Annotated in this window: 9 protein-coding genes; 8 read left to right on the top strand and 1 reads right to left on the bottom strand. The window is 29.7% G+C overall.

Annotated elements, in window-relative coordinates; all coding sequences use genetic code 11:
- The first annotated feature begins 92 nt into the window (after window positions 1–92).
- From NSA58_RS10550 to carB, 4 genes are all read left to right on the top strand, one after another.
- On the top strand, window positions 93–923 hold the full coding sequence (locus NSA58_RS10550; protein WP_039680001.1) for a nitroreductase family protein: 831 nt from the start codon (window positions 93–95) through the stop codon (window positions 921–923).
- Window positions 924–1,240: 317 nt separating this feature from the next.
- Entirely contained in the window at window positions 1,241–1,957 is a 717-nt protein-coding gene (gene pyrF / locus NSA58_RS10545) for an orotidine-5'-phosphate decarboxylase (protein ID WP_039680002.1), read from the top strand.
- Window positions 1,958–1,970: 13 nt separating this feature from the next.
- Complete coding sequence (gene carA, locus NSA58_RS10540) at window positions 1,971–3,020, top strand: glutamine-hydrolyzing carbamoyl-phosphate synthase small subunit (protein WP_074080152.1); 1,050 nt, start codon at window positions 1,971–1,973, stop codon at window positions 3,018–3,020.
- A gap of 22 nt (window positions 3,021–3,042) precedes the next feature.
- Window positions 3,043–6,249: a carbamoyl-phosphate synthase large subunit gene (carB, locus tag NSA58_RS10535; RefSeq protein WP_039680004.1), complete on the top strand. Its 3,207-nt coding sequence runs from the start codon at window positions 3,043–3,045 to the stop codon at window positions 6,247–6,249.
- Between the two features lie 51 nt (window positions 6,250–6,300).
- On the opposite strand, the gene NSA58_RS10530 is transcribed toward carB, so the two are convergent.
- Window positions 6,301–7,050: a DUF3298 and DUF4163 domain-containing protein gene (locus tag NSA58_RS10530; RefSeq protein ID WP_074429827.1), complete on the bottom strand. Its 750-nt coding sequence runs from the start codon at window positions 7,048–7,050 to the stop codon at window positions 6,301–6,303.
- Window positions 7,051–7,252: 202 nt separating this feature from the next.
- On the opposite strand from NSA58_RS10530, the gene NSA58_RS10525 reads away from it, so the two are divergent.
- The 4 genes from NSA58_RS10525 to NSA58_RS10510 are packed head-to-tail and all read left to right on the top strand — an operon-like array spanning window position 7,253 to window position 10,063.
- Complete coding sequence (locus NSA58_RS10525) at window positions 7,253–8,125, top strand: class I SAM-dependent methyltransferase (RefSeq protein ID WP_039680006.1); 873 nt, start codon at window positions 7,253–7,255, stop codon at window positions 8,123–8,125.
- Between the two features lie 2 nt (window positions 8,126–8,127).
- Window positions 8,128–8,799 carry an RluA family pseudouridine synthase gene (locus NSA58_RS10520; protein WP_039680007.1) on the top strand — a complete coding sequence of 224 codons (672 nt, stop codon included), beginning with the start codon at window positions 8,128–8,130 and terminating at the stop codon, window positions 8,797–8,799.
- 16 nt (window positions 8,800–8,815) lie between these two features.
- Entirely contained in the window at window positions 8,816–9,523 is a 708-nt protein-coding gene (locus NSA58_RS10515) for a peptide arginase family protein (RefSeq protein ID WP_039680008.1), read from the top strand.
- A gap of 42 nt (window positions 9,524–9,565) precedes the next feature.
- On the top strand, window positions 9,566–10,063 hold the full coding sequence (locus NSA58_RS10510; protein WP_039680009.1) for an SEC-C metal-binding domain-containing protein: 498 nt from the start codon (window positions 9,566–9,568) through the stop codon (window positions 10,061–10,063).
- Window positions 10,064–10,170 lie beyond the last annotated feature (107 nt).

The raw sequence follows: 10,170 nt of genomic DNA, 5'->3' as shown, positions 1-10,170 counted from the left end.
AAATAGTAATGATAAATTAAGAAATAGATAACATCTAAATTAAATATATTTATGATAGAGGATGGGAAAACATTTCAGTTAGGAGGTTATAGATGGAGTTATATAATGCTATTTTTTATAGAAAAACTATAAAAAGCTACTCAAATAAAGTAATAAAAAAACCATTACTAGAAGAAATAAAAAAAATATGTGGCAATATAACTTATCTAAATAACGATTTAAATATTAAAGCCCATTTAATTGAGAGAGGACACTTAATACATTTTTTGATAGGTAAAGAGTCTGCAGTAAAGGCTCCCCATTATATACTTATAACTTCAAATAAAGGTGAAGACTACTTACAGAATGTAGGATTTGCTATGGAAAAGCTAATTTTAGAATTAACTTGTTTAGGAGTGGGAACTAGTTGGCTAAAATGCCAATTAAAGAGAGAAGATGTAAAAGAATTTGTACAATTAGATGAAATAGATAGTGAATATGATGACGATGAAGACTTGGATATAGATGAGAGTAAAATAGAATATCCAGTTTCATTATTAGCCATAGGCTATCCGGATGAATTTGATAGTTTATTTAGAAAGAGCAAAAGAAGCTATGATAGAAAAAAAATAAAAGAAATTTGTAAAGAATTCAATCCAAAGTGGCATGATGTATTGGAGGGAGTAAGTGTAGCACCTTCTGTTATGAATAAACAGCCTTGGGCATTCAAGGAAAAGGATTATGGATTTGATTTATATGAGTGTGTTCAAAAGAAAAGATTAAATATTGATGATGAAAATAAAATTAGTATGGGGGCTGCTTTAAGGCATTTTGATATATGTTGCAAGGAAAGAAACTTAAAAGTAGAATACCTTAAAAAAAATATAAAAGATAGAAGAAAAAAAGAATACTTTATAAGTATTATAGATAAAAATCAAGAATAAAATTTAAATTCTTATTCAAAGAACAGTTGACACAAAATAGAATAAATGTAATAATTATATAAACTTAACATTAATAAAAAGAAAATAATTTGTATAAAAGTCCAGAGAGGCTTGTACTATTATTTTATTTATTTATTAAAGAAATTTTAGTAAAACGAAAAATATAATAAAGTCTTTTAAAATAGTCCAGAGAGGCTGATAAAGATAACACATAACTAATACTAATTATATTGTTTAGATTATGCATACACAATCCTTATACCTCTTTTGGTGTAAGGATTTTTTTAATGGGCTTTATTAAGAGGGAGTGAAGAAAAATGATAAATGGAAAAGACAGATTAATTGTCGCTATTGACACAGATGATTTTGATAAAGCTAAGGAATTAATAGACCAGCTAGAAGACAGTGTAGACATATTTAAGGTAGGACTAGAACAATATGTTGCTACTAAGGGTAAAACAGTAGATTATCTTAAGGAAAAAGGAAAAAAAATATTCTTAGACCTTAAATTCCACGATATACCTAATACAATGAAAAGTGCAGTTAGAGCTGCAGTTAGAGACAATGTTTGGTTAATGACAATACACGTTTCTGATTTGGAAGGAATGAGACAATGTGCATTAGTAGCAAAGGAAGAAGCTGAAAAATTAAATATAGAAAAACCTATAATTGTAGGAGTTACTGTTTTAACATCGTTAAGTAACGAAGACTTACAAGATATAGGATGTAATATGACAACAGAAGAATTAGTAATAAAAAGAGCAAAATTAGCTAAGGAATCAGGGATAGATGGAATAGTATGTTCTGCGAAAGAAGTAGATAGAATAGTGGAAGTTTGTGGAGAAGATTTTGTGACTGTATGTCCAGGAATAAGACCAGCATCGTCTAGTGCAGGAGATCAAAAAAGAGTAGTAACTCCAGCTGAGGCTATAAGAAATGGCGCACAATATTTAGTTGTTGGAAGACCTATAACTCAAAGTGAAAATCCAAAACAATCAGCGATTGATATTGCAAAAGAAATAGAAAATGCTTAGGGGGGCAAGAGATATGAACGCAAAATTAATTTTAGAAGATGGAACGATTTTTGAAGGAAAAGCCTTTGGTTATTTAGAAGATTCTGTTGGAGAAGTTGTATTTAACACTTCAATGACAGGTTATGGAGAAGTCTTAACAGATCCTTCTTATTACGGACAAATAGTAACTATGACATATCCTTTAATAGGAAACTATGGAATAAACTTAGAAGATGTACAATCTAAAATGGTAGCAGTAAAAGGGTTTATAGTAAGGGAAAAAAGTGATGCACCAAATAACTTTAGATGTGAAATGAGCTTGGATGTTTATCTTAAACAAAATAAAATAATAGGTCTTGAAGGGATAGATACAAGAGCCTTAACAAAAATACTAAGAAATAATGGTACTATGAAAGGTATCATAACAATAGATAAAAATGCTGAATTAGAGGCTGTAAAACACAAGCTAGAAGTATTTGACAATAGTCAAGCTGTTATGACAGTTTCAAGAAAAAAAGTAGAATATGTAAAAGGAAATGGACCTAAAGTTGCAATAATGGACTACGGAGTAAAACAAAACATAATAGATAACTTTGCTGAAAGAGGATGCGATATAACTATATTCCCAGCATTAACACCAGCAGACGAAGTTTTATCTACGGATCCAGACTTAATATTCTTATCAAATGGACCTGGGGATCCAGATGATTTAGAAGAAATAGTAAATAATGCAAAACAAATGGTAGGTAAAAAACCTGTAGTAGGAATTTGCTTAGGACATCAAATTTTAGGGAAAGTATTCGGTGGAAAAACTTCAAAACTTAAATTTGGACATAGAGGTGGAAATCATCCAGTTAAGGATTTAGAGGAAGATAGAGTATTTATAACTGCTCAAAACCATGGATATTATGTAAGTGAAGTGCCAGAGTGCATGAACGTTACTCAAATCAATTTAAATGATAACACAGTAGAAGGAATGAGACATAAAGAATTACCAGTATATAGTGTTCAATATCATCCAGAAGCTTGTCCAGGGCCAAAAGACAGCACGTATGTATTTGATAAATTTTTAGAATTATTATAATTGTTTAAAGGGAGAATAAGTTATGCCTAAAATAGATAGTATTAAGAAAACATTAGTATTAGGTTCAGGACCTATAATTATAGGTCAAGCAGCTGAGTTTGATTATTCAGGAACTCAAGCTTGTGGAGCTTTAAAAGAAGAGGGAATAGAAGTTGTACTTATAAATAGTAATCCAGCAACTATCATGACGGACAAAGAAGTTGCGGATAAAATATATATAGAACCATTAACAATAGAAGCAATAGAAAAAGTAATAGAAAAAGAAAGACCAGATAGCTTACTTGCAGGAATGGGTGGTCAAACAGGACTAAATTTAGCTGTTGAATTAAGCGATGCTGGAATCTTAGAAAAATATAATGTTAAAGTTATAGGAACATCAATTGAATCAATAAAAAAAGGTGAAGATAGAGATACTTTCAGAGAGACAATGAGAGAAATCAATCAACCAGTAATAGAAAGTGATATAGTTACTAACTTAGAAGACGGTCTTATATATGCAGATAAAATAGGATATCCAGTAATAGTTAGACCTGCTTATACACTAGGAGGAACTGGTGGAGGAATAGCTGAAAATAGAGAAGAGTTAGCAGAAATATTAAATCACGGTTTACAATTAAGTCCAGTTACTCAAGTTCTTTTAGAAAAAAGTATAAAAGGATGGAAAGAAATAGAATATGAAGTAATGAGAGACGGAAAAGGTAACTGTATAACTGTATGTAACATGGAAAATGTTGATCCAGTTGGAGTTCATACAGGAGATAGTATAGTTGTTGCACCTAGTCAGACTTTAAGTGATGTGGAGTATCAATTACTTAGAACAGCTTCAATAGACATAATAAACGCTATAGAAGTAAAAGGTGGATGTAACGTACAGATAGCTCTTCATCCAGATAGATTAGAATATGCAATAATAGAAATAAATCCTCGTGTAAGTAGATCATCAGCTCTAGCTTCTAAAGCTACTGGTTATCCAATAGCGAAAGTTGCAGCTAAAATAGCACTAGGATATACATTAGATGAAATAGAAAATGCAGTAACTAAGAAAACAAAAGCTTGTTTCGAACCGACATTAGACTATGTTGTAGTAAAAATACCAAAATGGCCTTTTGATAAATTCAAACAAGCAAACAGGGTTTTAGGAACAAAAATGATGGCAACTGGAGAAATAATGAGTATAGGAAGCAACTTTGAAGCTGCTTTACTAAAAGGAATAAGATCTCTTGAAATAGGAAAATATTCATTAATTCATAAACCGTCTCAAGAAAGAACAATAGAAGAGTTAAAAGAAAGAGTTGTTATGCCAGATGACGAAAGATTATTTGACTTATGTGAAATGATCAGAAGAGGCTATAGCTTGGATATGATAGAAAAAATAACTGGTGTAGATAAGTGGTTCTTATATAGATTCAAATGGATAGTAGAGCAAGAAGAAAAGCTTAAAGCTATGAAAATAGAAGATTTAAATAAAGATTATCTACAACAATTAAAGAAAAAAGGATTCTCTGATAAAGGTATAGCTGACTTAATGAAAATAAGTCCAGAAAAAGTTTACGAACTTAGATCTTTATACAATATAAATCCAGCATACAAGATGGTTGATACTTGTGGAGGAGAATTTGACGCTCTATCTCCATATTACTACTCAACTTATGAGCAATATGATGAAGTAGTAGTTAGTGATAAGAGAAAAGTAATAGTTCTTGGTTCTGGACCAATAAGAATAGGCCAAGGAATAGAGTTTGATTACTGTTCAGTTCACTGTATAAAATCATTAAGAAACATGGGAATAGAAACAATAATAATAAACAATAACCCAGAAACAGTAAGTACAGACTTCGATATATCTGATAAATTATACTTTGAGCCATTAACAGAAGAAGAAGTATTAAACATAATAGAAAAAGAAAATCCAGAAGGTGTTATTCTTCAATTCGGAGGACAAACAGCTATAAAATTAGCTAAGTTTTTAAACGAAAAAAATATACCAATACTAGGAACTGACTTTGCAGATATAGATGCAGCAGAAGACAGAGAAAAATTCGATGAGCTTCTTGAAAAACTTGATATAAATAGACCAAAAGGGATAGCTGTATGGTCTGTTGAAGAAGGTATAAACCATGCAAAAGAAATAGGATATCCAGTACTTGTTAGACCTTCTTACGTACTTGGTGGTCAAGGTATGGAAATAACTTACGAAGAGCACAAATTAGAATCATACTTAAAAAGTGCATTTGAAAGAGATAGCAAAAACCCAGTACTTATAGATAAATATCTAGTAGGTAGAGAAATAGAGGTAGATGCTATATGTGATGGAGAAGAAATATTAATACCAGGTATAATGGAGCATTTAGAAAGAGCTGGAGTTCACTCTGGAGACTCTATAACAATGTATCCAAGTCAAAATGTATCTGATGAAACAAAAGAAAAAATATTAGATTACACTAAGAAAATAGCTTTAGAGCTTAATGTATTAGGAATGGTTAATATTCAGTTTATAGAGTTCAAAGGTGAGTTATATATAATAGAAGTTAACCCAAGAGCGAGTAGAACAGTTCCATACATCAGTAAGGTAAGTAAAGTGCCAATAGTAGACTTAGCTACAAAATGTATGTTAGGAGCTAAATTAAAAGACTTAGGATATGGTACAGGAATATATAAAACTCCAGAATTAATATCAGTTAAAGTTCCAGTATTCTCTATGTCAAAACTTGCAAGGGTAGATGTAAGCTTAGGACCAGAAATGAAATCTACAGGAGAAGTTTTAGGTGTTGGTGAAACATTAGAGGAAGCTTTATATAAAGGATTTATGGCAGCGGGAAGAACTATATCAGATGATAGAGGAATGGTTCTTGCAACTATAAATGATCATGATAAAGAAGAGTTTATAGAAGTAGCAAAAGATATGAAAGAATTAGGATATACTTTCTTAGCAACTGAAGGAACAGCGAAAATGTTAATAAATAATGAAATAAATGCAATAACAGTAAACAAAATAGGAGAAGGAAAACCCAATATACTAGATGCAATAATGAACAATCAAGTAGATATGGTTATTAACACTCCTACAAAAGGTAACGATGCAACAAGAGATGGATTTAAGATAAGAAGAACAGCTACAGAATATAATGTGGATGTAATGACATCTTTAGATACATTAAAAGCATTAGTTAAAGTAAATAAAAAACATATCAACAACAACGAACTAAAAGTTTATAATATAGCAGAATAGTTATCACCAAAAGGGCGGATTAATGTGGATTAATCAGCCCTTTTTATAATACTAATAATACATTCTATTATATTGTTGTCTTCTATTTTTTCTATTATAATTCATATTATTTATACTGCAATAGAAACGAGGATTTATATAAGATTCAAAATTAGAAAATTCCATAAAAAACTTTGGAATACCATTTGCTGCAGGTGAGATTTCATCTAGCCCAAAGTAAATCATTATACCTTGATCAGTTAAATAGAAAGATTGATCTTCTGGTATATCTACTACAGTATCAGGATAATAAGATTTTGGATTTTGGCTAATTCTAAAATTAATAAAATCAGAAACTAATTTTAAATAATCCACACCAGGTCTAAAAATATCCTTAAGTAAAAGCTGGTTTCCTGTTAATAAATCTATGTTATAGCTATATAATTCATTATACTGTAGATTATCATTATCCATAGCTGTTAGATGTAAAGTTAAGCTAATTACGTGATTTTTATTAAATGTAATATCATAATTAGAGTAAACTCTATAATTTATTTTTGTTTTACTATCATCAGTATTGGCTGCATTGATTTGCTGTTCTTCTTCCAAAATCCCTTCTTTAAATGTATAGACAGAAGAGTTTATAGTTTCGTTTAAGTTTTTTAAGATATCTTCATTAACTTGAAAATAACCATTTTTAACATTATGAATGACAGGATATTTTAAGTCATAATAAAAATACTTATTTTGTCCTATGTCTTCCACATACTGAATATATAAAGTATTAAAAAGACATGTATTATTAGCTTGAGCATTATTCATATTTAATTCCTCCTAGACAAATAATTTACATTAGTAATTTATATGCAAAGTAAAATCAAATAATAATAGATAGATGTAAAAGGCTATAAATATTGGAATTATCAAATTAAATAAAGTATATAAACTAATTAAAATACCTAAAATAAAATTAATTAGTATGATATAATACATAGGATTAGTAAGATACTTAGGAGGATACATAATGTTATTATTAGCAGATAAATGGAAAGATTATGAACTTATAGATATGGGTAACGGAGAAAAATTAGAGCGTTGGGGAGATATAGTACTTAGAAGACCAGACCCTCAAGTTATGTGGCCTATTAGAAATGAAAGTGGTCTATGGAAGAATCCTCATGGTCACTATCACAGAAGTGTAAAAGGTGGAGGACACTGGGAAACAAAAAAGAAATATCCTCAAAAATGGACTGTAAATTATAAAGGATTAAAATTTAATATAAGTCCTACTGGATTTAAGCATACAGGTTTATTCCCAGAACAAGCGGCAAACTGGGATTGGCAAATGGAGATGATAAAAAAAGCAAATAGACCAATAAAGGTACTTAACTTATTTGCTTATACTGGAGGAGCAACAGTAGCTTGTGCTGCAGCAGGAGCAGAAGTTTGTCACGTAGATGCATCTAAAGGTATGGTAACTTGGGCAAAAGAAAACTTACAAACATCAGGTCTTGGAGACAGAAAAGTGAGATTTATAGTTGATGATGTTGTTAAATTTGTAGAAAGAGAAATAAGAAGAGGAAATAAATATGATGCTATAATCATGGATCCACCTTCATACGGAAGAGGACCAAAGGGTGAAGTATGGCAAATAGAAGAAAAACTATATGGTTTAGTTGAGTTATGTACAAAGGTATTATCAGATAAACCTCTATTCTTCTTAATAAACTCTTATACAACTGGTTTATCTCCAATAATTCTTGAACATATATTAGATGCTACAGTTGCTAGAAAAGCTAAAGGTGGAAATATATATGCTGGAGAAATAGGAATACCAACATCAAGAGATGGTAAAGTTCTTCCATGTGGTATATTTGGAAGATGGGAGAGTAAATAATAATGATTAAGGTTATATATGAAGATAATCATTTATTGGTAGTAGAAAAACCTGTTAATATACTGTCTCAAGGAGACAATACTAATGATAATGATATGGTAAATCTTCTAAAGAAATACCTTAAGGAAAAATATAATAAGCCAGGAAATGTATTTGTAGGACTTGTGCATAGATTAGATAGGCCTGTAGGAGGTTGTATGGTCTTTGCTAAGACATCTAAGTCAGCATCTAGACTATCAGAACAAGTAAGAAATAAATCTTTTAAAAAGACGTACAGAGCTGTTATACATGGTAATATGAACAAAAAATCAGATAATCTTTTAGATTATTTATATAAAAATAAAAAAACTAATATGGTTAGTGTAGTTAGCAAAAATACAAGGGAAGCTAAAGATGCTAGACTTTCATATGAGACTTTAGATTCTCAAAAGGGATTTAGTCTTGTTCAAATTGATTTACAAACAGGAAGACCACATCAAATAAGGGTACAATTTTCAAGTAGAAAACATCCTTTGTTTGGCGATCAAAGATATGGTCAACATTTAAATAAAGTTGGTCAACAAATTGCCCTATGGTCTTACAAAATAGAAATACAACACCCAACAACAAAAGAAAAAATGGAATTTGTATGTGATGTTCCAAAAGAATATCCATGGAATATTTTTAATGTTTAAGTAATAAGGAGATGCAATGGAAAGATATACAGGGTTTTATATTGATAAACCTTATGGAAACAATGTTTTTTCTTATGAAGAAAGAGAAAATAAAAAGATTTTCGTACCGAGATTAATAGAAGGCAACTTAGAAGATGTACAGGTTGGAGATAATATAGTTTTTAATGAAGTTGACGAAGAAAATGAAATAAAAGCTACAGGTCTTAAAAATTTAGTTCAATATAAATTTAAAGATAAAACAATCTATATTTTTGATAATCATAACCATGCCTTTTATTTTTGGATGAAAAGCTTAAAAAATAAAGAGTTTAATAAGGGTTGTAAGTTAGTCCATGTGGATCAACATAAGGATATGAGAGAACCTAATCATTATGATGTGGATGTAGATAGCTTAGATAATATATTTACGTACACAAATGAGGTACTAAACGTAGGAAACTTTATTCAACCATCATTGAAAAAAGAAATTTTCTCACAAGTAATAATAATCGATAGTTCTTATGGTTTTGATGTGAAAGTTGAGGGAGAATATGTACTAGATATAGATTTAGATATATTCTCAAAGGATATGGATTATATACCTTATGATTTTAGATTAAATAAAATTAAGGATTTAATAAAAGATGCAAAAGTTATAACTATAGCAACTAGTCCCTACTTTATAGAACAAGACTATGCTATAAAGGTATTAAAAGAACTATTTAATTGTGATATAATAGTATAGTTAAACAAGGATAATTTTAAAAAAATTAGGAGGAGCATTAATATGAGCTTATTAACTGAATGGAGAGCTTTAAGTGAAAATCTTGAAACTCAAGAAGCGGAAATAAAATTTTGGGAAGAATACTTAAAAGTAGAAGCTGGTATATACAATGAATTATTAAATAAAAAGATAGAAGTTATAGAAGGAAAAGTTGCTGATTTAGCATCATCTCATGAAACTTCTGTTGAATACTTCATGGGATTCATAGATGGAATAAGTGAAAGTTTAAAAGAAGATATAGTTTTAGAAGAAATAGAAGCTGATTCTGAAATATCTTTAAAAATAGATTTCGAAAAATTATACTTCAATATGTTAAATGTAGAAGCTGAATGGTTATATACTTTACCAGGTTGGGAAGGAATATTATCAGCAGAACAAAGAAAAGAAATAACAAAAGCATACAAAAAAACTAAAACTGTTGTTAAAGAAAAAACTGTTGGAAGAAATGATCCATGCCCATGTGGAAGTGGTAAAAAATATAAGAAATGTTGTGGAAAATAAATAATTTAGACTGCCTTTTATAGGTAGTCTTTTTTATTACAAATATTAAAAAACTATAATTATTCAATAATATGGAAAAAACTCTTGCCAAATGTTTACAAAAATGT

The organism is Terrisporobacter muris (genome assembly GCF_024621905.1).
Lineage (GTDB): Bacteria > Bacillota > Clostridia > Peptostreptococcales > Peptostreptococcaceae > Terrisporobacter > Terrisporobacter muris.
This window is presented reverse-complemented; position numbering and strand designations above follow the sequence as displayed.